The organism is Gulbenkiania mobilis (assembly GCA_004346645.1).
Lineage (GTDB): Bacteria > Pseudomonadota > Gammaproteobacteria > Burkholderiales > Chromobacteriaceae > Gulbenkiania > Gulbenkiania mobilis.
This window is the reverse complement of the sequence record SMDA01000006.1, coordinates 150,324-170,864: the sequence shown is the minus strand read 5'-3', so window position 1 is coordinate 170,864 and position 20,541 is coordinate 150,324. Positions and strand designations below refer to the sequence as shown.

22 protein-coding genes are annotated in these 20,541 nt (G+C 62.9%); 8 read left to right on the top strand and 14 right to left on the bottom strand.

Going from position 1 to position 20,541, the window contains the following annotated elements; all coding sequences use genetic code 11:
- Positions 1–35 precede the first annotated feature (35 nt).
- The 6 genes from EV669_RS10675 to EV669_RS10650 all read right to left on the bottom strand — a co-directional run bounded on the left by EV669_RS10675 (position 36) and on the right by EV669_RS10650 (position 4,134).
- Entirely contained in the window at positions 36–830 is a 795-nt protein-coding gene (locus EV669_RS10675) for a hypothetical protein (RefSeq protein WP_318271424.1), read from the bottom strand.
- A 173-nt stretch (positions 831–1,003) separates the two neighbouring features.
- Complete coding sequence (locus EV669_RS10670; RefSeq protein WP_132098657.1) at positions 1,004–1,261, bottom strand: hypothetical protein; 258 nt, start codon at positions 1,259–1,261, stop codon at positions 1,004–1,006.
- Positions 1,254–3,065 (bottom strand): hypothetical protein, encoded by a 1,812-nt coding sequence (locus EV669_RS10665; RefSeq protein ID WP_207913872.1) that lies wholly within the window; start codon positions 3,063–3,065, stop codon positions 1,254–1,256. Before EV669_RS10665 ends, EV669_RS10670 begins: the two co-directional genes overlap by 8 nt.
- 14 nt (positions 3,066–3,079) lie before the next feature.
- Positions 3,080–3,277 (bottom strand): helix-turn-helix transcriptional regulator, encoded by a 198-nt coding sequence (locus EV669_RS10660; RefSeq protein ID WP_111868017.1) that lies wholly within the window; start codon positions 3,275–3,277, stop codon positions 3,080–3,082.
- A gap of 119 nt (positions 3,278–3,396) precedes the next feature.
- Entirely contained in the window at positions 3,397–3,678 is a 282-nt protein-coding gene (locus tag EV669_RS10655; protein WP_132098656.1) for a hypothetical protein, read from the bottom strand.
- An 87-nt stretch (positions 3,679–3,765) separates the two neighbouring features.
- On the bottom strand, positions 3,766–4,134 hold the full coding sequence (locus EV669_RS10650) for a hypothetical protein (protein ID WP_132098655.1): 369 nt from the start codon (positions 4,132–4,134) through the stop codon (positions 3,766–3,768).
- A gap of 247 nt (positions 4,135–4,381) precedes the next feature.
- Here EV669_RS10650 and EV669_RS10645 point away from each other — a divergent pair, with 247 nt between their 5' ends.
- Entirely contained in the window at positions 4,382–4,948 is a 567-nt protein-coding gene (locus EV669_RS10645; protein ID WP_132098654.1) for a hypothetical protein, read from the top strand.
- Between the two features lie 537 nt (positions 4,949–5,485).
- Here the strand turns inward: EV669_RS10645 and EV669_RS10640 are convergent.
- Together EV669_RS10640 and EV669_RS10635 are read right to left on the bottom strand one after the other, a co-directional pair.
- A complete protein-coding gene (locus tag EV669_RS10640; protein ID WP_132098653.1) occupies positions 5,486–5,971 on the bottom strand; it encodes a DUF3489 domain-containing protein in 486 nt (161 codons plus the stop codon).
- 11 nt (positions 5,972–5,982) lie between these two features.
- On the bottom strand, positions 5,983–6,186 hold the full coding sequence (locus EV669_RS10635; RefSeq protein ID WP_132098652.1) for a hypothetical protein: 204 nt from the start codon (positions 6,184–6,186) through the stop codon (positions 5,983–5,985).
- Positions 6,187–6,365: 179 nt separating this feature from the next.
- Between EV669_RS10635 and EV669_RS10630 the strand changes: the two genes are divergently transcribed.
- Genes EV669_RS10630 through EV669_RS10605 form a run of 6 tightly spaced genes read left to right on the top strand, consistent with a single transcriptional unit; the run spans position 6,366 to position 12,783 of the window.
- Entirely contained in the window at positions 6,366–6,584 is a 219-nt protein-coding gene (locus EV669_RS10630) for a helix-turn-helix domain-containing protein (RefSeq protein WP_132098651.1), read from the top strand.
- Positions 6,585–6,598: 14 nt separating this feature from the next.
- Positions 6,599–8,185 (top strand): site-specific DNA-methyltransferase, encoded by a 1,587-nt coding sequence (locus tag EV669_RS10625; RefSeq protein WP_132098650.1) that lies wholly within the window; start codon positions 6,599–6,601, stop codon positions 8,183–8,185.
- A gap of 2 nt (positions 8,186–8,187) precedes the next feature.
- The gene (locus EV669_RS10620; protein WP_132098649.1) at positions 8,188–8,457 is read left to right on the top strand and encodes a DUF4160 domain-containing protein; all 270 of its coding nucleotides are present in this window, start codon (positions 8,188–8,190) and stop codon (positions 8,455–8,457) included.
- Positions 8,458–8,468: 11 nt separating this feature from the next.
- On the top strand, positions 8,469–8,720 hold the full coding sequence (locus tag EV669_RS10615) for a DUF2442 domain-containing protein (RefSeq protein WP_132098648.1): 252 nt from the start codon (positions 8,469–8,471) through the stop codon (positions 8,718–8,720).
- Complete coding sequence (locus EV669_RS10610) at positions 8,717–11,419, top strand: DEAD/DEAH box helicase (RefSeq protein WP_132098647.1); 2,703 nt, start codon at positions 8,717–8,719, stop codon at positions 11,417–11,419. Before EV669_RS10615 ends, EV669_RS10610 begins: the two co-directional genes overlap by 4 nt.
- On the top strand, positions 11,416–12,783 hold the full coding sequence (locus tag EV669_RS10605; protein WP_207913870.1) for a hypothetical protein: 1,368 nt from the start codon (positions 11,416–11,418) through the stop codon (positions 12,781–12,783). The genes EV669_RS10610 and EV669_RS10605 overlap by 4 nt, the downstream gene beginning before the upstream one ends.
- Here EV669_RS10605 and EV669_RS10600 read toward each other — a convergent pair.
- Positions 12,717–13,472 carry a ZIP family metal transporter gene (locus tag EV669_RS10600; protein WP_132098646.1) on the bottom strand — a complete coding sequence of 252 codons (756 nt, stop codon included), beginning with the start codon at positions 13,470–13,472 and terminating at the stop codon, positions 12,717–12,719. The genes EV669_RS10605 and EV669_RS10600 overlap by 67 nt on opposite strands.
- A gap of 174 nt (positions 13,473–13,646) precedes the next feature.
- Here EV669_RS10600 and ccoG point away from each other — a divergent pair, with 174 nt between their 5' ends.
- On the top strand, positions 13,647–15,011 hold the full coding sequence (gene ccoG / locus EV669_RS10595) for a cytochrome c oxidase accessory protein CcoG (RefSeq protein ID WP_132098645.1): 1,365 nt from the start codon (positions 13,647–13,649) through the stop codon (positions 15,009–15,011).
- Here ccoG and EV669_RS10590 read toward each other — a convergent pair.
- The 5 genes from EV669_RS10590 to EV669_RS10570 all read right to left on the bottom strand — a co-directional run bounded on the left by EV669_RS10590 (position 15,008) and on the right by EV669_RS10570 (position 20,349).
- Entirely contained in the window at positions 15,008–16,333 is a 1,326-nt protein-coding gene (locus EV669_RS10590) for an aminotransferase-like domain-containing protein (protein WP_132098644.1), read from the bottom strand. The two genes, ccoG and EV669_RS10590, sit on opposite strands and share 4 nt — an antisense overlap.
- Before the next feature lie 121 nt (positions 16,334–16,454).
- Positions 16,455–16,985 (bottom strand): hypothetical protein, encoded by a 531-nt coding sequence (locus EV669_RS10585; protein ID WP_054286439.1) that lies wholly within the window; start codon positions 16,983–16,985, stop codon positions 16,455–16,457.
- A 168-nt stretch (positions 16,986–17,153) separates the two neighbouring features.
- Positions 17,154–18,083, bottom strand: coding sequence for an NAD(P)H-hydrate dehydratase (locus EV669_RS10580; RefSeq protein ID WP_132098643.1), 930 nt, complete (start codon positions 18,081–18,083; stop codon positions 17,154–17,156).
- A gap of 12 nt (positions 18,084–18,095) precedes the next feature.
- Entirely contained in the window at positions 18,096–18,866 is a 771-nt protein-coding gene (locus EV669_RS10575; RefSeq protein ID WP_207913867.1) for a histidine phosphatase family protein, read from the bottom strand.
- A 181-nt stretch (positions 18,867–19,047) separates the two neighbouring features.
- Positions 19,048–20,349: a DEAD/DEAH box helicase gene (locus EV669_RS10570; protein WP_132098642.1), complete on the bottom strand. Its 1,302-nt coding sequence runs from the start codon at positions 20,347–20,349 to the stop codon at positions 19,048–19,050.
- Positions 20,350–20,541: the final 192 nt, after the last annotated feature.

The following is a 20,541-nucleotide window of genomic DNA, read 5'->3' as shown; positions in this document are numbered from 1 at the left end:
CGAGGAAGGACCCATTTCGCCTGGGGTGCAGTGCCTCAGGTCTGGATCGTGACCACGGTGGCACCGCCGAAGGGCGACTCCGGAGGACGCTTGCGCGGCGGGTTCGGATCAGGGGCATAGATCGGACGGTCGTCGCTGGCAGCGCCGGGGTGATACACACGCAGGGTCCCTGCAGGAATTCCGGCTTCAGTCAGTTGCTGATTGATCTGGCGCGACAGCACATCGTCACCACGGCGGAACTGGCGATTCAGGTCCACCAGATCGTCATAAGCAACGCCTTCGATCAGGTTGGGCAGCAGGTCGCCATCGTTGGCCTTGCCGATCAAGGACATCTCGTAACCGCTGCGGCGATCACCCTGGACGCTGTAGTGGGTCAGCTGAAACGTGCTCTTCAGTCTGGACTCGACCGTCCTCATCTCCCGCCACGCCTGCACGAAGGCACGCGCAGCCGTCAGCATCCGCTGTGCACTGGGCTCGAACAGCCTTTTCATTTCCTGGTGGATGAAGCCCTCATCCACATCGCCCGCCATTTCAGAAGCGAGGTCCTTGATGTACTGCTCCAGGGCCTTGACCCGTGCCGGTGCCTCCAGCGCTTGCTGGGTGGCCGCGTGGCGTGCAGCCTGCTCGGCCGCCAGGTCTTGCGCGTGGTCGCGGTCAAAGCGCGCCAGGGCATCCTTGTCATCCATCGCCACCAGCACTTCGCGGCGCACCGACCAGATCAATTCGGGTTCGGGCTTCGGGTCCCAGCCGTTGACGACACGGCGCGCGGCCACCAAGGCATCAAGGGCGCGCTGGTATTGCTGATTGCGGGTCTGCAGTTGCTGAAGCATCCCCGCCAGGACCTCCAGATCGCAGATATCGTCGGCAGGACTGCTTGGTACAGATTCCGAGGTCGCGGGGGTCGGGGGCTCAATGGCCGCAACGGCGGGCTTGGCAGGTGACTTCTTGACAGTGGTTTTGAGTTGAGAAAGCAGGCTCATGGTGGCTCCAATGGGTTGAGGTTTCAGACATGCAGGGCGGATGGGTAGCGCGGGTCGCCGGGACGCACGGTCGTGCTGATCCACAGTTGTGGACCGACTTGCTTTTTGATGCCGACCGGTGCGCCGGGACGTGGATTGACGGCAGCGATGACTTGCCAGCCGTCTGTCGCTTCAGATGCCGTGACCGAGGCGTTTGCTGGCTTGGGCGGCAACACTGTCGATGACGGCGTAGGAACGCCGAGGGCCTTGGCCCAGACGGGGTGCAAATTGGAATTACTCACGGTGAGCTCCATATCGAGTGCCACCCTCGATGCCGGGTGGCGTGGCAGGATTGGTTTGGGAACGGGTCTGGGCAATGCGCCAGCGCGCGCCCTCCCGGCTGTGGCCGAGATGCGTGATGTCGATGCCCTTGGCGCGGTAGGCCGGGGCGATGCGGCGCAACTGATCCGACAGACCTTTGGGTGATCGCGGCCAACTGCTGCGGTCGGGGATGCTGTGGGTGTTCAGCAGGTCGTAGAGCTGGCCGGCGGTGCCTTGCCAGTTCAAGGGAAGCACACGGTCCGCGAGGTACTTGTCCAGTGCCTGCGCGACAGCGTTGCTTTCCAAGGCCCGGTCGATGCCAGCGCGCACAAGCTCGGCGTACTGCTGCTGGAATTCACCCGGGGCAAAGCCCAGGGCGCGGGCTACTGCCTCGCCCAGCCGTTCGTAATCAGCCATGCGCTGCTTCTGGGTCAGCTTGACCGTCGGAAGGATGGCCAGCGCCGCCGAGAACAGATCGAGCAAGCCGGCGAACACCGTGGGCTGATCACGTTCCCACCCCGCGTGGGTGTCGGCATCGTCACGCCTGGCATCGGCCGGGATGGTCGGCAGATCAACGTGGATCACCCGGTCGATCAGGTCGGGGCGCGTGGCAACCACGGCGATGCCGTTGAGCACCACCGGTCGTTTGGTTTCCATGACGTGCTCTTCACCGTTGGTGTAAAGCTGGCGCGAGGCGAAGCCGCCGCCGGTGGCCAGGGTGCAAAAGGCATCCTGCTGCTCGGGCGTCAGGCCAGAGAGGTTCTCGTAGCTGACCAGCCAGTTGTTGGCGGCGGCGACGAACACGTCCTCCACTGTCTTGGGCCGCCCGCGCAGCATCACCTTGTTGGGATCGACCAGGCTGCGCAGCACGGATTGCGTGGTGGACTTGGCCGAGCCTTGTTCGCCCACCAACTCCAGCACCGGGAAGGGGGTGTCCGGGCGGAAACAATCCAGCAGCCACGCCAGCACCATCACGCGGCAGTGCGCCGGGATGTTGGTGTGCTGCCAGAGCAACCCGACATCGCCATGGGTCACCGGCATAGGCAGCGGGCGCATCGAAGGCGTGCGGGTGAAATACACCGGCGATTCGTTCACCACCCGCCAGCCTTGCGGGGTGACGTGAATGGCCTGCCACTGCTCATCGGCCAGATCGATCAGGTAGCCGTCGTCGCAGCGGGCCGCGCGGACGTGGACTTCGATCTCGTCACCGTCGTTGATGCCTGCAGCAGCGAGCGTGGCCAGTGCCGATTTCATCGTGGTTTCCGGCACGCCCATTTCCTTGGCGCGCCAGTAGGCAGCGCGCAACCAGTCCTCGAAGCCGGAGGAATACACGCGCCACACTTCGCGCCGACTGGGCATCGGGATCACGGCGACCGCATTGCGGTCCGCGTCGTGGTGCAACTGGCACTGTGCCCTGGCTAAGGCGACGAGTTCATCGAGCGCGCTGCTGTCGTCATCGCTGCCGGGCAGTTCGTCGCGCACCAGCTTGTCGAGCACTGTCACCGAGCAATCGCGATTGGCCTTCTTGGCGGCGTGGCGCAGGCGCAAGTAGCCGGGCAGGTCTGTGGCCTTGAGGATGGAAAAGGCGCGCACCACGTCTTCCTCAGCCAGCACGCCCACGTCATCGACCAGACGGACCAGCGCCGCCTCGATCACGCCAACGGGATCGGTGTCAGGTGTCGGTGCCGGAGTGGCCGCGGCATCCATCTCGACCGTGTGATGGTCGTGATGGTGGTGTCGGTCGTTCTCTACTACTCCGTCCGGAGAAGGGGTGGCCGCGCTCATCGTCACCGCCCGAATCAGCGCGAGCGTTCGATGAGATTGCGAATGTCCTCAGCGCGCCAGACCGTGGTCTTGCTGCCGAGTTTGATGCCTTGGGGGAATTTGCCTTCGCGGATGCCTGCCCACCATGCCGAGCGGCTGATGGGGATCAGGGACAGAATCTGCGGCAACCGAACGAAGCCGGTTTCGGGCAGTGCGGGACGGGGTTGGTACATGGCGAGCATCCGTGGTCGTTTGGGGATGCTCTGTATTGAATGCCACAAGAATTGGCATTCATAGACACGGTGCGCGCACGATGATCACGCTGCGCGCAGCGTGAAGGTTCGCAGTGAAATTACTTGGGCGGCGAGTCTTTTGGAATGCCCGCGATCCAATTCTTGATCGTGCCCGGTGCCCTGCAGACCTGCGCGCCGATGATGCGGTAGGCCTCTTCCTTGGTGCGGTAGGTGTTCGAAGCGAACAGTTCCAGGGCCTTTTGTCTTGCGGCCCGGTTGCTGGCGTGTCGAGCATCGGCCGCCCGTCTGACTGCCTGGCTTTGGGCCTTGCGCACTTCGTCGGCGGCAACGGGCTCCGGCGTGAGTCCGGCCTTCCACGCTTCCTCGATGAGCTGTTCCATTGATGGCGGTTCCGGCAACAGATCGGCCAGCACCAAGGATTCCAACGATTCCATCAGCGCATCTACCGCTGGCATGATGATGATCCCTTACGGGGTATCTGCTGTGGCCTCAATCACCACGCCCAACTTGTACAGAGCCAAGAGCCGGAGGTAATCGCGATCCGTTGCAGGTGCTGACCTCAGGCGCGGCCATTCGGCTTGATTGGTGACCTCGATGAACCAGTCCAGGTCGCGCTTCTCGTAACGGTCGATCAGTTCACCGCCGTGCTTGATTTGCGCCAACGTCACGGAGTCGGTGATGGCGGCATCCATGCTGGCCAACATCTGCGCCAACTGCTCTGCGCTGAAGCGCTGTAAATCTTCTCGGGCGCAGGCAGCAATCCGCACCGCGTTCGGCAACTCCAGCAGTTGTTCGAGCGGTGTGGTCAGGGCCAGGGTGAGCAGATGCGGGTTCATTGCCCATCAGTCTACCGAGGGTGGTCCAGCACCGTCCACGTTCATCCATGCCGGTTCTCCATCGCCCACTGCGAGCCACCGCTACGCTCCCTGCGTGATGACCGTGCCGAGGGCATATCCGTGCTTTCGCCGGTGTAAACAATAAGGGGCGACCGTCACAACCATCACCACTGTCACACCGGGCGAACGACATCATCAAACAATCGTCACCATCAAGGGTCTCGACACCCGCAGTCAGGAGCAAGCAATGAGCGACGATCAGCACAACATCTTCACCGAGCCCCCAGACGAGCTCGGGGAGTACGAGTTTCACTTTGGAACGTTCGCGGTCGGCGCGGGAGGCATGAATGAATTCGAAGTGGCCCGTGCATTTGGCGAAGCAGCCGACCGACTTCTGGCTACGGCGGCCGAGCGGCGCGAATCGTGGGAAGCCGCCTACCCGATCCTGTTTTGCTACCGGCACGCCCTTGAGTTGTATCTCAAAGCGCTCATGCCCAATCAAAGGCATGGCCACAGGCTGGGTGATTTGGCAAACTCTTTGAAGCCACATATCGAAAGCAGATATCCGGCAGATCAGGTCAGTTGGCTCCTTGATCGGATCGCAGAATTCGACCGGCTTGACCCGAAGTCCACGGTGTTTCGCTACCCTGACGGCGCGCATTCATCCTACAAGGCAGGCGCTGCGCCAGATCCGGAGACGTGGGTTGATTTCAGACGCTTGCAGCGGGCAGCTCACAAGATGTTCCAGGGCTTCGAGCGTATTCGACTGCACCTTCTGGACTCAGACCTGCACAGCAGATCAGTCCGGCCGTGATGGTTGTGACGATGGTGATGGTCAGCGCCTATTGTTGTCGCCCGCGCACGCATACATGCCCCAGGCGAAAGGGGTCCTTCCTGACGATATTCCAATACGGGGGGCGCGAGCGCAGCATTGCGCTACCGTCTGGCCAGGAAACAAGGTTTGCAGGGTTTGCGGTTCGCACTTGGCGGTGCGGGTCAACGGGCTGAATGCCGCGTCAACGCTGACGTGTGCGGGATTGTTGGGAAAGAGGAGAGTGCGAACCTTGGTGCGTACCGGGTTTGCAGGTTTGCACCCCGGTGCGCGCGAAAACGGCCAGGGACGAAAACTCAATGCTGGTGCGGGTTTGCAGCCGATTCGCTGGCTGGGTTGCAGAAATCGGCCCACGAGCCTTTGCACCCCGTCTGACGCATCGGACACAGGTTGTCGTAACTTTCCGTGAGGCGCGCGCACGCGCACGCGTATAGAGAGTTACGTGGAACTGTGTCCGATGCGTCAGACACGCCGGGGTATCCGCAGGGCCTGAAGAAACTGGACACCCTTGGCGGCTGATCACACCACCCTGTACACCCGTTCGCCGCTGTCGTTGTGCGCCAGCACCACGTTCAGGCCGAGCTTCTTGCGCAGCATCCCGGAAATTGCCCCGCGCACGGTGTGCGGCTGCCAGCCGGTCGTCAGCATCAGTTGCAGGCAGGTCGCACCTTGCGGGCGGCGCAGCGCCATCACCAGCGCGGCGAGCTTGGTGCCGGGACGCACCGAGATGCCCTCCAGAAGCCGGAGGTCACCGATGGCGTCCATCGGCTGGACATCATCCAGCGGCACGGCCCGTTGTTGGCCGAAAGCCGCGTAGCCCGCGTCGGTCAGCACGTGGCCGCTTTCGGCAGGCTCGATCCCCCCGCGCTGCAGCAGTGCGGTCAGCACCTTGACCCGTGCGCCGCCGCGCAGGGAGTCTGGCGGGATCACGCGCCCATCAGGACGGCGGGCTGCGGTACGCAGCAGCAGGCTTTGGGCCGGGGAAAGTTTGAGTAGGGTGTCCATCGCGGCCTCTCTTACTGGGCGTGGACGTCGAAGATCGCCAGCAGGTCATCCAGCGCCTGATCCACCCGCCCGAGGTCACCAACGTGGCCCCAGTGGATGGCGTCCGGGTCGTGGCCGAAGTGGTCGTTGGCCAGATGTCGTAGGACCTCGATCTTGTCGAGTATCAGCGGCAGGCGCTGAAGGGAGGTGTCGAGGGCGGTGGACTGGGTGGTCATCGTTGGCTCCTGTTTGATGGATGACGCCACCATTCACGCGCTGGACGATCAGGAAGCCAAGAAAAGATGATGCCCAAGGCATCGAAAGCTCGTCTGGTGGCCTTCAACCTGATAAATTGCAATCTTTGCGATTCAAACCGACTTTATGCCGCCCCAACCGCTGCTGCCGGAGCGTTGCCATGACCGCTGAACCATGGGTGTCCGTAGATCAGATCGCCGAGCATCTGGGCGTCACGCGCGATTCGATCTACCGCTGGATCGACCGCAAGAGCCTGCCTGCCCACCGCGTGGGGCGCTTATGGAAGTTCAAAGTGTCCGAGGTGGACGACTGGGTGCGCGCCGGGGGCGCGGATGAAGAACAACGCGGCGATGGCCAGACGCCATCACGCAAAGCTTGAGGGGATGGACGCCAATGCCAACATTGAACTGGATCGGCAAAGAAGCCGTCGTCAAACACCACAAGGACGTGCCCTTCCGCCTGCTGGAGCCGGTGCCGGAACTCTCCTGCGGCCCGGCGGATGCTGGGAACCTCATCGTGCAGGGTGACAACCTGCACGCGCTCAAGTCCTTGCTGCCCCGCTATGCCGGAAAGGTGAAGTGCATCTACATCGACCCGCCGTACAACACCGGCAACGAGGGCTGGGTGTACAACGACAACGTCAACAGTCCGGAGATACGCAAATGGCTGGGCGAAGTGGTGGGCAAGGAAGGCGAGACGCTGGACCGGCACGACCGCTGGCTGTGCATGATGTACCCGCGCCTGGTGCTGCTTCGTCAATTCCTTTCGGACGACGGAGTAATTCTGATTTCATTGGATGATGTCGAAGCTGGACACCTTCGACTTTTGTTGGACGAAATTTTCGGTTTCAAGAATCGGATTGCAACGATCACGTGGAATACCCGCAACACAGACAACCGAATCAAGACGCGGCTCTCTCCTGACCATGAATACATCTTCGTCTACGGGAAGTCCGCATCGTCAAAGATTGAAGGGCGGGTAATCGACCGTTCGGACTTCAAGAATCCAGATAAGGACCCGAGGGGGCCGTATGTCACCGACCCACTCAAGGGAAAGGCAACCGCCTCCGAACGCCCAAACCTCCACGACTACAACATGGAGCAGCCTGGGACTGCCAACGTGTGGAAGCCCGACCCGGCAAAGGGCTGGATCACTGATCGGGCTGGCTATGAACGGCTCTTGTCCGAAAACCGCATATGGTGGCCACCCAACTCTGCAACCGGCTGGCCTCGCAAGAAGCGCTTTCTGTCCGAAACACAAGAAAGAATGCCGGCATCCAGCTTTTGGGCAGAGTTCAAAACCCAGTCTGGAGCACGAGAGCTCGATGAGATTCTCGACGAACGTGTATTTGCCTTTCCGAAACCGCTTGCCCTGATACAGCGAGTAATCTCTTACTGCGCTCCTCCGGATAGCTTGGTTCTCGACTCTTTCGCTGGGACAGGAACCACTGCGCACGCCGTACTGAAACAAAACGCCGAGGACGGCGGCAACCGCCGCTTCATCCTCGTCGAGATGGACGAGGGCATCGCTCGAAACGTCACCCGCGAGCGCGTTCGGCGCGTGGCCGAAGGCTATACCAACGCCAAGGGGCAGGCCGTCGAGGGCCTCGGCGGCGGCTTCCAATTCTGCCGCCTGTCCGCCGAGCCCTTGTTCGACGCCGATGGCCAGATCCGCAGCGATGTGAGCTTCGCGCAACTGGCCGAGTTCGTCTGGTTTGCCGAAACTGGCACCGGCTTCACCGGCACCGCCGACTCCCCCTTGCTGGGCATCCATGAGGGCCGCGCCATCTATCTGCTCTACAACGGCATTCTCAAGGATAAATCCGTGGACGGGGGCAATGTGCTCACCGGCCCGGTGTTCGAGGTGCTGCCGAAGTTTGCCGGTCCGAAAGTGATCTACGCCGCTGCCAACCGTATGGGCACCCGCGCGGTGCGCGAAGGCATCACTTTCAAGCAAACGCCTTATGCGCTGGAGATTTGATCATGCCGACGATCAGCATGTTTTACGGGATTCTGGTGGCGATGTATGTGCTGGACACCGAAAAGCACCATCTTCCTCACATTCATGTCCGTTATAACGAATTCAAGGCGGTGATTCAGATTCCAGAGGGAGAACTGCTTGAAGGGGAATTGCCAACTCGGCAAATGAAGCTGCTGCAAGCTTGGCTGGAGATTCACCGCGACGAGTTGATGGCCGACTGGCATTTGGCCAGCACAGGGCAAACGCCGTTCAAAATTGACCCCTTGCGCTAAGGAGAAGAGCAATGACACCTGACGTGATTCTGGTTCGGCCTTTGCCGGATTACACCCTGGTGGCTCAATTCGCGACGGGCGAATGGCGCCGTTTTGATATGCGGAGTTATCTGCATTACCCCGCGTTCGCTGCCTTGCAAGACCCGGCATTATTTCAGCGTGCTCATGTGGAGCACGGCGCGGTGACCTGGACGGACGAAATCGACCTGTCGCCCGATACCCTGTATCTGCGCGGGGAGTCTGTGCCGGGTGCTGAAGCATGAAAACTTTTGCACCCAAGACCTATCAACAGCAAGTACTCGACAGCGTGGCGGCCTATTTCAAGACCTGCCACGAACTGCCGTCGCCCTCGATCGCCTTCACCGCCACCACCGAACGCCTGTGGGGGCGCGGCAACCCCTACAGCCCGCTGTCGGGCTTTCCGGCCGACATGCCGTACTTCTGCCTGCGCGTGCCCACCGGTGGCGGCAAGACCTGGCTGGCTGCGAAAAGCGTCCAACTGGTCAACACGCACCTGCTGCGCTGCGAGCACAGCGTGATTCTGTGGCTGGTGCCCAGCAAGCCAATTCGCGAGCAGACGATCAAGGCATTGAAGGATCGCAGCCACCCGTATCACGCTGCACTGCGCGAGGCGGGGCCGATCACCGTACTCGATCTGGAAGAAGCCAAGAGCGTCACCCGCGCCACGCTGGATACGTCGACCACGGTGATCGTCGCCACGCGCCAGGCCTTCCAGGTGGAAGAGGAAGAATGCCGCAAGGTGTATCAGTCCAGCGGCGCCTTGATGCATCACTTCGACAACCTGTCGCCAACGCAGCGCGATGAGTTGCTGACCGATGGCGAGGGCAGCGAGCGCACCACGCCCTATTCGCTGGCCAACGTGCTGCGCCTGCGCCGGCCCTTCGTGGTGGTGGACGAGGCGCATAACAGCCGCACCGAACTGGCCTTCGACATGCTGGCACGCTTGCGCCCCAGCGGCGTGATGGAACTGACCGCCACGCCCGACCTTACGCGCACGCCCAGCAATGTGCTGCACAGCGTATCCGCCGCCGAGTTGAAGGCGGAGGAGATGATCAAGCTGCCGGTGGTGCTGGAGACGGAGCCCAACTGGCAGCAGTGTCTGGCCGATGCCATTGCGCGGCGCGATGCGCTACAGAAGCTCGCGGACGAAGAACGCCGGGCCGGTGCCCCCTACCTGCGCCCGCTGGTGCTGATTCAGTCGGAGCCGCGCCGTGCCGGCCTCGAGACGCTGGATTTCGAGAAGGTGAAAAACGAGCTGATCACCAACCATGGCATTCCCGCCAGCGAGATTGTGGTGGCCACCGGCGAAGAAAAGGGACTGGAGAGAATCGAGGCCGATTACCAGTTGGGACTATCCGACCCGGCCTGCCCGGTGAAGTTCGTCATCACCCAGAAGGCACTGGCTGAGGGCTGGGACTGCCCATTTGCTTACATCTTGGTGAGCATGGCTTCGCTGTCGTCGGCCACGGCGGTGGAGCAGTTGCTCGGGCGTGTGTTGCGACAACCGGATGCGGTCCATCGGCAGGCGAAGGCATTGAACCAATCCTATGCCTTCGTGGTGTCGCGCAACTTTGCCGAGACGGCAGGCGCGCTGCGGGATCGTCTGGTGGCCGGTGCCGGGTTCGAGCGGCGCGAGGTCACGGAATTCGTCACTGCTGCCAAGGCCGAACAGGCACGGCTGGATCTGGAGGGCCACGCTGGGCGTGTGGTCGTTCGGCCGGTAGCGATTACCTTGTCCGAAAAACCTGATCTGAAGAGCGTGCCGAAGCCGGTGCGTGACAAGGTGAGCTGGGACGGCAAGCTCAACACGCTGACCATCAGCACGCCGCTCACGGAATATGAAGCCGAAGTGCTCAAGGCCTCGGTCACTTCCGAAACCGCCGCAGCGGCGATTGTGGAAGCCGCCGAAGTCAGCCGCACCACGGCGATTGAATTCTTTCAGACGCCTGCCGAATTGGGCGAGCGTTTTCGGGTGCCGCAGTTGGCCTTGCGCGTGCAGGGCCAACTGGCACTGTTTGATGACCCGGAGGTGCTGGAGTATCCGTGGGACTTGTCTCCCTATGATGCCGCGCCGACAGCGGATGACCTGACGGCATTGGGTGCCGCGCTGAAAGTATCGGAAGGCGGCGAGATCGACATCGATGCGGGTGGCCACGTGGTGTCGCGCTTCCTGCCCGAGTTGCAACGCGATCTGGGTCTCGTCTATCAACCCGAAAACTGGGATGAAGTTCGCCTTGCCACCTGGCTGTGCCGCAACCTGCCCGAGCAGTCACTGACCCATGCCAGCAAGCAGGCCTTTGTCGCGGCGTGGCTCACCGATTTGCTGTGCCGGGATGGCTTCACCCTGGCCCGCGCCAACCTGCAGAAGTTCCTGATCCGCAATCTGATCGAGGCGCGCATTCGTGAACTGCGCAAGCAGGCGGTCGGCAAGGCATTCCAGCAGGCGTTGTTCGGTGACGATGCGGCCACGCGGGTGGCGGTGACGGATCAATACGCCTTCGAGTTTCACGCCCAGGCCTACGCCCCCAGCCGCGACTACGACGGGCGCTTCGGCCATTTCGATTTCCGCAAGCATTTCTATGGGCGGATGGGCGACTTCGACAGCAAGGAGGAATTCGAGTGCGCCTGCCAGTTGGATATGTGGGCACAGCAGGGCCGTATCCAGTTCTGGGTACGCAACCTGGTTCGGCGCGAAGGCAGCTCGTTCTTCCTGCAGAAGGCCGATGGCCGGTTCTATCCCGATTTTCTGTGCCAGTTGCCCGGCAGTGCAGACAAGCCCGGCGTGATTCTGGCGGTGGAATACAAGGGGGCTGATCGCTGGAACGGGGCTGAGGATGATCGCTTGATCGGGGGGCTGTGGGCCAACCTGTCGGAGGGCCGCTGCCGGTTCGTGATGGTCAAGGATAAGCGGTGGGACTGGGTTGAGGAAGCGCTGAAATGAGCGACTTCCAAAAGCAATACGCCCTGTGGGATGAATTCCTGACCGTCTGGCCCGCCTCACGGCTGGCCACGATGACGCTTGATGAATACAGCCAGGCTGGCTCGAAAGACAGTTTCACCTACTGGATCGAATCGCGCCTCGACGAACTGGGCAGCATCTGGGGTGGATCGTCGTTCAAGTTCGGCGTGTTCTCGCGCAAAGACACCGAGGATAAGAAATCCGACGCCAAGCTTTCCTACTCGGATACACACGGCTGGTATTCATCGCTGGGCACCACGGCACAAGATGCCTTCGAGAAAGTGCGCGGCTTCGTGGTGCAGGTGGCCGACTGGGCGGCTCAGGGCGATCTGAAGGCCATCGAGTCATTCGAGCATCTGGGTGAAGCCTTCAAGTGGAAGATCGCCTTTCACTACCAAAACCGTCAGACGCCGGTGATCGTGGACATCTTCAAGCGTGCACCGCTGGCGGTATTCGTCAGCGGTACAGCCAGCCAAAGCATGGCCGCGTTGCAGCAGGCCACGGTAGCCAAGCGGCCCGGTGGACTGGGAATTCTGGAGTTTGGGCGGCAGGTGTGGGAAGCGTGGAGCCAGAAGAATCTGGCGATCTGGAAGCTCTCCCACGGCAACCCACCCAATTTCACCGATGCGGAGCGCCAGCAGTATCTGGATGGCCAATGGGCGGTGATGCACCGGGACACCGGCAAGGAGCAAGGCAAGAAGTTCGCGGAGGCACCGGTAGGCGCCTTGTTCTTCCTGTGCCACGGCAACAGCCCGCAGCGTATTGCTCAGTTCACATCGGCTGCCATGCCCTGCGACAAGGGTGACGGCTGGTTGCAGCGCAGCTACCGCGTGCTCAAGCCTGCCCAGCGTACCGACCGCTACACCGCCAACTCCAAGAACTGGTCGCCGCAGGGCAATTCGACCTTCTGGCAGGTGGGCGCACACGATCTGCCGGAATTCGAGTCCACTTTGCTCAAGCCGTTCTTCGGTACGGACTTGGCAGAAGTGGCCGCGCTGGCGGGCGAGCCAATTGAAGCTGCCAGCCTGGATGAAGGGGTGACTCCGCCGCCAACCACCACGCCGAGCACGGGCAACAAACACCCACCTACTTGCTTCAACCGCGTCTACTACGGCCCGCCCGGGACGGGTAAAACCTACACGTTGATGCAGTTGCTCAAGCGTGATTACGAGCCGCAGGCTGCATCCATCACCACGGAGGAATGGCGCACCCAGATCATTGCTGAGAAGGTCGCGGTGCTGAAGTGGTGGGAAGGCGCTGCCGCTGCGTTTCTGAGGCCTCAGCCGGCCCACTTGCTCAGCAGAAAGGCAAGCAGGAAACCAGTGGCCGTGATCAGCCCGCTGTAGTCGTGCGCGGACTCGTAGGCCTCTGGGATCATTGTGTCGGCCAGCATGGCCAGGATCGCCCCGGCGGCCACGGCATTGGTGGCCGCCACCACTTCGCCCGGAAAACGGCTGAACACGGTATAGCCTGCCAGCGCTGCCAGTCCCACCAGCAGGGCGATTCCGGTCCACAGTCCAAACACATACGCGGCCGAGCGCCCGCTCTTCTTCATGCCGGCCGCGCTGGAGAGGCCTTCCGGAATGTTGGACAGAAATACGGCCGCAACCGCGACGGTGCTTACCTTGCCGCTGCCGATCAGGCTGACGCCGATCACCACTGCTTCGGGAATTCCGTCCAACAAGGAACCTACGGCTATGGCCAGCCCTCCGCCTGCCCCCGAGGCTTCCTCCCGCTGCTGCGACCCCGAACGCTTGCGGTGGCGAGCGCCGGCCCGTGCCAAGAGCACGTTGGCGCCGGTGTAGACAGCAGCGCCCGCCAGAAAACCAAGCATGGTGGCGTCAAAGCCCCCCTGCTCGAAGGCTTCCTGCATCAACTCCAGCGACAGAGCGGAAATCAGGACGCCGCTGCCAAAAGCCATCACCGCAGCCACCATGCGCTGCGACAGGCGCGTGCAGTAACCCAGCGTCGCTCCGATGACCAATGCGCCCCCGGACAGCAACCCCCACAACAATGCCTGTAGCCAGACCGGCATGATGACCCTCCTTCAATTCGTGCCTTCGCCCCGGCAAGCGCGGTGCCAGGCACCTGGCGGCGTGGAAGCGGCCAGAGGCCGCGGCTGTGCCCCGCACTGAGGTACGGTCTGTGTCTGTTGCCCGGGTGCACGCTTCCCTAAGCTGCCGGCATTTCATCGCAGGATTTAGGCACCATGTCGCAAAAGCTACAGTTTCAGACCCTCAAGATTTATCCCAGGCCGGTGACGGGGCGCTTCAATCGCTGGCGTGTCGGCTTCGTCGCCGTTACCCAGCTCGTCTTCTTCCTGCTGCCCTGGCTGATGTGGAATGGCCGGCCGGCGGTGCGGTTCGACTTTGGCACCATGCGGGGCTACCTCTTCGATCTGGTGTTACTGCCGCAGGACCTGATCTATCTGGCCGGGGCGCTGATCCTGTCGGTGCTGGGCCTCTTCCTTTGGACCACGCTGGCCGGCCGGCTGTGGTGCGGATTTTCGTGTCCCCAGACGGTGTACACGCAGATCATGCTCTGGATTGAGCAAGTGTTCGAAGGCCCACAGCGCACACGCCGGCTGCGTGATGCAGGGCCATGGACACCGGAAAAAATCCTGCGCAAGACGGCAAGCCAGGGCGCCATGGCCGTGTTCGCGCTGTGGACTGGGCTGACGTTGGTGGGCTACTTCAGCCCGATGCGCCCTATGGTGGCAAGGTTGGCCGAAGGAATGCTGGGCCCTTGGGAGACCGGCTTCGCCTTGGGCTATGCCGCTTTCACCTGGCTCTTGGCAGGACACCTGCGCGAAGCGGTGTGCAAGCACATGTGTCCGTATGCGCGCTTTCAGGGAGTGATGTACGACCGGGACACACTGCATGTGACCTACGACCCCACGCGCGGCGAACCGCGCGGGGCACTGCGGCGGTCAACGCCTGCCGCCGCCCGGCCGCAAGGGGACTGTGTGGATTGTGGGCTGTGTGTACAAGTGTGCCCTGCCGGGATCGACATTCGCCAGGGGCTGCAGTACGAATGCATCAACTGCGGGCTTTGCATTGATGCCTGCGATCCAGTGATGGACAAGACCGGGCGACCACGCGGGCTGATCCGTTTTTCTACCCAGAATGCACTGGAGAGCGGCCAGCCGCCCTTGGGCTGGCTACAGCGCCCGCGGGCACTGTTCTATAGCGGGCTGATGATTGTATGCAGCGCGGTGATGGGGGTCGGGCTCTACCTGCATGCGCCGTTCAAGGTGGATGTGCTGCGGGACCGGGCGGTATTCGCACGCGAGAATGAGGCGGGAGAGATCGAAAATGCCTACACGCTGCGTATCTTCAACACCCGGGGCGAGCACCGCCACTACCGGGTGCGTCTGGAAGGCGCCCCAGGTGTGCGCCTGGAGGGGGCGGATGGTTTTCAAGTGCCGGCAGACGCCGATGGAAGCTTCGTGGTGACGGTAGCCGCCCAGCCGGAGGCGCTGTCCAGCGGCAGCCACCCGCTGCGTTTTGTGGTGGAGGACGCCGCCGATCCGCTGCGCACGGTGGAAGCCCATGCTCCCTTCCTGATGCCCTAGGCCAAGCGACGCAGACGCAGCGCCAAGGCCTCCAGGGCCGGCCGCTGCTGCGCGGGCTGATAGAAGCTGGCATTCAGGCGCAGTGCATGCGCTCCGGCCAAGCCCGGGTGACAGGCGTTGCCCGGCGTGAAGTGCAGCGCCGGATGGCCCGAACCCGTCGCCAGTTGCGTGACAGGCGCCGGAAGGCCCGGCAGCCAGATAAAGCAGCCTCCCTCTGCCGTCTGCGGCACGGGTAGGCCCACCTCGGCCAGATCCGCCTCCAGCCGTCGCACACGCTGCCCCAGGCCGGCAGTCAGACGCGCGAGCGCCGGGCGGTAACGGTTGCCCGCCAACAGCTCAGCCAGCGCCAACTGATTGGGCAAAGGAGATGCCAGTGTGTGGGACGTCTTCAGCCGGGCCGCGATGGCCGCGTACCGCCCCGGTAGCAGCCAGCCCACCCGGTAACCGGGTGACAGGGACTTGGAAAAGGTGCCGCACAAGAGGATGCGCCCTGCCCGGTCCTGTGCCTTGAGCGGTGACGGGATGTCGCCGGAAAACCCGAGCCAGCGGTAGGCATCATCCTCGATCAACGGCACGTCGTAGCGTTCGGAGAGCGCCAGCAGTTGTTGGGTCACAGCCGAAGGGAGGCTGCGGCCGTGCGGATGGGCATGCACCGGCATCAAGGCAATCGCCTGCAGTTGCCCCGCCGCCAGCGCCGCCTCGAGCCTGGTGGTATCCAGGCGACCGTCCGCCCCCACCTCCAGCGGAAGCATGCGGATCCCCTGCTCGGCCAACCTGCCCAGCAGGCCGGGAAACGCCGGCAACAGTACCGCCACCTGCGGCGAGGCGGCACCATGGGTGACGGCTCCGATCGCCAGTGACAGCGCTTCCATTCCGCCACAGGTGATCAGCATCTCATCGGCATACATCTCCCAACCTTCCTGCGCAGCCAGCCTGGCTAGCTGTCGGCGCAGGGCGGGCAGTCCGGCCGGGGCGGGGTCGACCAGTGCGTCGTGGTAGTGACGCATGGCCCCGACAAAGGCGTGCGAGAGTGCGCGGGTATCGTAAAGCGAGGGATGGGGAAAGGGAGAAGCCAGGCTGGCAGCTTCACCGGACTGATCGGCCGTCCGTCCGCCTGCAGTCACTACATAGCCGCTACGCGGGCGGGCCTCGATATAGCCCAGACGCTCCAGTTCGTAGTAGGCGCGCCGGGCGGTGTTGAGGCTGATGCCATATTGCTGCTGCAGCGTCCGCAAGGAAGGCACCGCCTCTCCCGGGCGGTAATCGCCGCGTTCGATCCGTTCTGCAACCAAGCGCACCAGTTCGCCGTACTTGCTCAACATTGTTCCCCTTGCGGACAAGGGCGTCATTATCGCCGCTGGTCCTTGGGCTGTCATGCCGAGCCCGGACGTGCGCGTGCCCCGGCAGATGCACCCGCCGGGGCACGTTTTAGGCCGCTGGCGCTCAGTAGCTGCCGACCACTTCCACGCCGGCTTCCTTGAGGATGCGGGTGGTATCGGCGCGTTCCTTTTCGCTCTTGGGATGGGCGATTACCGCGCACTTGCCCGTATCCACCGCCTTGCGCACCGTCTCCACCACTACGGTGTGGTCGGGGCGGATGGCGACCAGTCCGCCCAACAGCATGCCGAACACGAGGCCGAGGATGATCGCCGCCAGGAAGGAGGCCACCGGGCTCAGTATCACGAAATCCACATGCAGCAACCACATCAGCCCGTAGGCGAGCAGCCCCACTACCAGGCCCAGTCCACCGAGGATGAGGTGGGTGCGGGCAGCAGTCTTGACCATGCCGCGCGGCTCCGGCTCCAGCTTCAGGCTGAACTTCGGATCGTTGGGGAATACGACCTGCACCTGCTCCTGCGACAGGTGCCCGTCGCGCTGCAGGCGCTGGGCTACCGCGTTGGCCCGGTCAGGGGTGTCGCACACCCCGGCCAGCTTGGTCAGGGCGCGCTCGCCAAATAGCATCGACACATTCATGGTGGATTCCTTTCTCAAGCAGGTTGATCTGACGGATACGACGTGGCGGGTGGTCGTTTGCATACCCCAGAGCAACTTCGATGCCATCGGACTGACGCCAGAGGCAAAGGCATGAAAAAGGCCGAAACCCGAGAGCTTCGGCCAACCTTGCATCTGCCACCGGCAGGCTTACCAGTGACCCAGATAATGCGGCTGTCCGCCACCTGGCTGATGGGCCAGGCTGTGCATCAGCAGCGGGATCTCGTCCAGGATCTCGCGGGCAAGATAGCCCAGCGGGCCCTTGCGCTCTGCCAAGCGTTCCCCTGCGCGTGCGTGCAGGGCCACGCCCCAGGCGCAGGCTTGCGTCAGCGGCGCGCCGCGCGCCACCAGTCCGGCGATGATGCCGGCTAGGGTGTCGCCGGAGCCAGAGCAGGCCAGGCCGACATTACCTCCGGCATGGTGCCATAAGCCGCCTTCGGCATCAGCGATGTAGGTATCCGCCCCCTTCACTGCTACTACGGCCTTCCAGCGTTCGGCAGCGGCCCGGGCGGCCGAGGCCGGGTCTTCCTGCACGGCGGCTTTGGCAGTACCGCTCAGATGCGCCATTTCCCCTGCATGCGGGGTCATCAGCACCGGTGTGTTAAAGGCGAGGTCATCCTGCTGACGCACCACGCCCATGGCGCAGGCATCCAGTAGCAACGGTGTATTGTCCAGCCGGGGCAGCAGCCGCTCCACGAAGGCGGCCGTAGCCGTTTCGTCCACCATGCCCGGCCCGATCAGCACTGCACCGGCACGGCGTGCCAGGTCGGCGATCTCTTCAACGCCTTCCGCAGCCAGGCCGCCCGTCTGGGTTTCCGGCAGGCCGATCACGCGGGATTCTGGGATTTCCATCGCCACCAGCGGTGCGGCGCTGCTACTGGTGGCGATCGCCACCTTGCCGGCACCGGCTCGCAGCGCTGCGGTGGCAGCCAGGATCACGGCTCCCGGCATCTCGCGGGAACCTCCGACGATCAGTACTCGGCCGCGCTCTTCCTTATCGGCCTCTTCAGGGGGCATGGGCAGTGGCCATGCCCCCAGACATGCTTCATCCACACATATGCCAGGGGGAGGCAAGTTCATGCTGTTCTCCGGTCAGGGTTTGGGGGCCGCCGGGGCGTCGGGCTCGGCTGTTACCGGTGCACCCGCCTCCTCCAACGGCACGACGAAGTTGACGAGATCGGTCACCAGTTTTCCGTGGCGGCCGCGCTGGGGGTCAAAACGGTAGGAAGTGACGGCACAGTTGGGCACGTCGCTGTCACGGTCGATCAGTAGGATGGTTTCTTCATCCAGCCGCTCCAGCAGGTAGCGCAGGCAGTTGACGATCACCTGATGTGCCACGATCAACACCCGCTCGCCGCGGTAGTCACGGGTAAGCGTGTCGAGCATGCTGCGCAGGCGCAGGATGACGTCGCACCAGCTCTCGCCGCCTGGAGGGCGAAAGTAGAACTTGCCTACGTGACGGCGCTGGGCGTGTAGCTCCGGATAGCGCTGGGCAATGCCGTGCTTGGTCAGTCGGTCGAGGATGCCGAATTCTTTTTCCCGCAGCCGTTCGTCGGCCACAAGCGGAATCTCTGCCTGGTCGTGTCCGGCATGCTCCAGAATCAGCTTCGCAGTCATCCGGGCCCGCTTGTACGGCGAACACAGCACCACGGTGGGAGTGGCGTCCTCACCCAGGCGGCCAAACCACTGGCCCAGCGCCCGGGACTGCCGTTCCCCAAGGACGGACAAGGGCACATCCATGTCCCGGGTGGCAATGTCGATCAGGGCTAAACCGGCGGACTCGGCCTCGTCTCGTGCCACGTTGCCAGCACTCTGGCCGTGCCGGACCACCCACAGGTAATCTGGCCACTTCTGTTCCATCATCCTCTGCGTTTCCTTCCTCTTGTGCTGGCCATTTGGCCGTTCACTACGTGGGCACTGGCCGCATGTTTTAAACGTGCCATTGCAAATAGCGTGCGTGCGCAACGATTCGTAAAAAGCACAAAACAAAAACGGCAGCGTAAACGCTGCCGTATAAGAAAGGTGTAAAGGTGGGGGGAGGTGATCAGTCGCGCGAAAACTCGCTGCGCGGCGCGCCCCGACGGTCACCACCGTGACGAGCACCCTGGCCGCCCGGCTTCTTGCCGGCATAGCCGCCACCGTTGCCGTAGCGACGCTTGTTGTCGCCCGGGCGACCGGCAGTGTGACGCTTCGGACCCTTGGGGGGGCGACGGGTCGGTTCCATACCCTCAATCACGCCCTCGGTAATCTGGCGCTTCAGGTACTGCTCGATCCGGCGTACCTTGTGAAATTCCTTCACCTCGGCGAGGGTAATCGCCATGCCGTCACGACCGGCACGACCGGTACGGCCGATGCGGTGCACGTAATCTTCGGCCTGCTTGGGCAGATCGTAGTTGATCACATGGGTAATGGTGGGCACGTCGATGCCGCGAGCGGCCACGTCGGTGGCTACCAGAATCTTGATGCGGCCACGACGCAGGTCGTTCAGTGTGCGGTTGCGCCAGCTCTGGGGCATGTCACCATGCAGGCAGGCCGCTGCGTGGCCGTCGTCGGCCAGACGGTCCGCCATTTCTTCGGCGCCAATCTTGGTGGCGGTGAAGATCACGGCTTGGTCGTAGCCAGACTCCTTCAGCACGTGGTTCAGCAGGCGGTTCTTGTGGTTGCCGTCATCCGCGTACAACAGATGCTCTTCGATCTGGCCGCCGGTTTCGACATGGGCGATCTCGATGCGCTGCGGATCGCGTGTCATGCGCTCGGCCAGCTTGCCAACGGTGCCGTCCAGCGTGGCAGAGAAGAGCACAGTCTGGCGGGTGGCCGGCGTGGCGCGAACAATGGTCTCGATATCCTCGATGAAGCCCATGTCCAGCATGCGGTCGGCCTCATCCAGGACCAGCATTTCCAGGCGGGAGAAATCCACGCGACCGGAGCGCATGTGGTCCATCAGCCGGCCAGGGGTGGCCACCACCAGATCAACCGGACGCGACAAGGCGCGGATCTGGAAGCCGAAGGAAGAGCCGCCTACCAGCGTGGCAGTGCGCAGGAAGCGCATGTGCTTGCCGTAGGTGAGTGCGTTCTTTTCTACCTGCTGGGCCAGTTCACGGGTCGGAGTCAGCACCAGCACCCGCGGTCCGGAGCCCGGCAGGGTGGAACGCTCGCTCATTTTCATCAGGGCGGGCAACAGGAAGGCTGCGGTCTTGCCGCTGCCGGTCTGTGCCGACACCAGAAGATCGTGTCCAGCGATAGCGGCCGGAATGGCAGCACCCTGCACCGGGGTCGGGGTGGTGTAGCCAGCTTCGTCAAGGGCGCGGGTAATGATGGGCGCAAGGCCCAGATCGTTGAAATGCATGGAGTTCCTTTCGTGCCGGGTTGTTCGGCGGGAAGGTGCCCGAAGGCGATCAAATGGCGCGAAGCCATGTTCATCGGCACCAACCTGCAAGCGGCGAACAGCAAACCCGGGCGCGTGAAACTCTGCCGGTGGACGAAGCCTGGAAATGGTCAGGGACGATGAGGACAATCTGTCCGGCGGGAGTGCCAGACA

Coding starts and splice junctions, on each gene's coding strand:
- EV669_RS10675 (WP_318271424.1), bottom strand. CDS start 830: ATGCTTCAGCAACTGCAGACCCGCAATCAGCAATACCAGCGCGCCCTT.
- EV669_RS10665 (WP_207913872.1), bottom strand. CDS start 3,065: ATGAGCGCGGCCACCCCTTCTCCGGACGGAGTAGTAGAGAACGACCGA.
- EV669_RS10660 (WP_111868017.1), bottom strand. CDS start 3,277: ATGTACCAACCCCGTCCCGCACTGCCCGAAACCGGCTTCGTTCGGTTG.
- EV669_RS10655 (WP_132098656.1), bottom strand. CDS start 3,678: ATGGAACAGCTCATCGAGGAAGCGTGGAAGGCCGGACTCACGCCGGAG.
- EV669_RS10650 (WP_132098655.1), bottom strand. CDS start 4,134: ATGAACCCGCATCTGCTCACCCTGGCCCTGACCACACCGCTCGAACAA.
- EV669_RS10645 (WP_132098654.1), top strand. CDS start 4,382: ATGAGCGACGATCAGCACAACATCTTCACCGAGCCCCCAGACGAGCTC.
- EV669_RS10640 (WP_132098653.1), bottom strand. CDS start 5,971: ATGGACACCCTACTCAAACTTTCCCCGGCCCAAAGCCTGCTGCTGCGT.
- EV669_RS10635 (WP_132098652.1), bottom strand. CDS start 6,186: ATGACCACCCAGTCCACCGCCCTCGACACCTCCCTTCAGCGCCTGCCG.
- EV669_RS10630 (WP_132098651.1), top strand. CDS start 6,366: ATGACCGCTGAACCATGGGTGTCCGTAGATCAGATCGCCGAGCATCTG.
- EV669_RS10625 (WP_132098650.1), top strand. CDS start 6,599: ATGCCAACATTGAACTGGATCGGCAAAGAAGCCGTCGTCAAACACCAC.
- EV669_RS10620 (WP_132098649.1), top strand. CDS start 8,188: ATGCCGACGATCAGCATGTTTTACGGGATTCTGGTGGCGATGTATGTG.
- EV669_RS10615 (WP_132098648.1), top strand. CDS start 8,469: ATGACACCTGACGTGATTCTGGTTCGGCCTTTGCCGGATTACACCCTG.
- EV669_RS10610 (WP_132098647.1), top strand. CDS start 8,717: ATGAAAACTTTTGCACCCAAGACCTATCAACAGCAAGTACTCGACAGC.
- EV669_RS10605 (WP_207913870.1), top strand. CDS start 11,416: ATGAGCGACTTCCAAAAGCAATACGCCCTGTGGGATGAATTCCTGACC.
- EV669_RS10600 (WP_132098646.1), bottom strand. CDS start 13,472: ATGCCGGTCTGGCTACAGGCATTGTTGTGGGGGTTGCTGTCCGGGGGC.
- ccoG (WP_132098645.1), top strand. CDS start 13,647: ATGTCGCAAAAGCTACAGTTTCAGACCCTCAAGATTTATCCCAGGCCG.
- EV669_RS10590 (WP_132098644.1), bottom strand. CDS start 16,333: ATGTTGAGCAAGTACGGCGAACTGGTGCGCTTGGTTGCAGAACGGATC.
- EV669_RS10585 (WP_054286439.1), bottom strand. CDS start 16,985: ATGAATGTGTCGATGCTATTTGGCGAGCGCGCCCTGACCAAGCTGGCC.
- EV669_RS10580 (WP_132098643.1), bottom strand. CDS start 18,083: ATGAACTTGCCTCCCCCTGGCATATGTGTGGATGAAGCATGTCTGGGG.
- EV669_RS10575 (WP_207913867.1), bottom strand. CDS start 18,866: ATGATGGAACAGAAGTGGCCAGATTACCTGTGGGTGGTCCGGCACGGC.
- EV669_RS10570 (WP_132098642.1), bottom strand. CDS start 20,349: ATGCATTTCAACGATCTGGGCCTTGCGCCCATCATTACCCGCGCCCTT.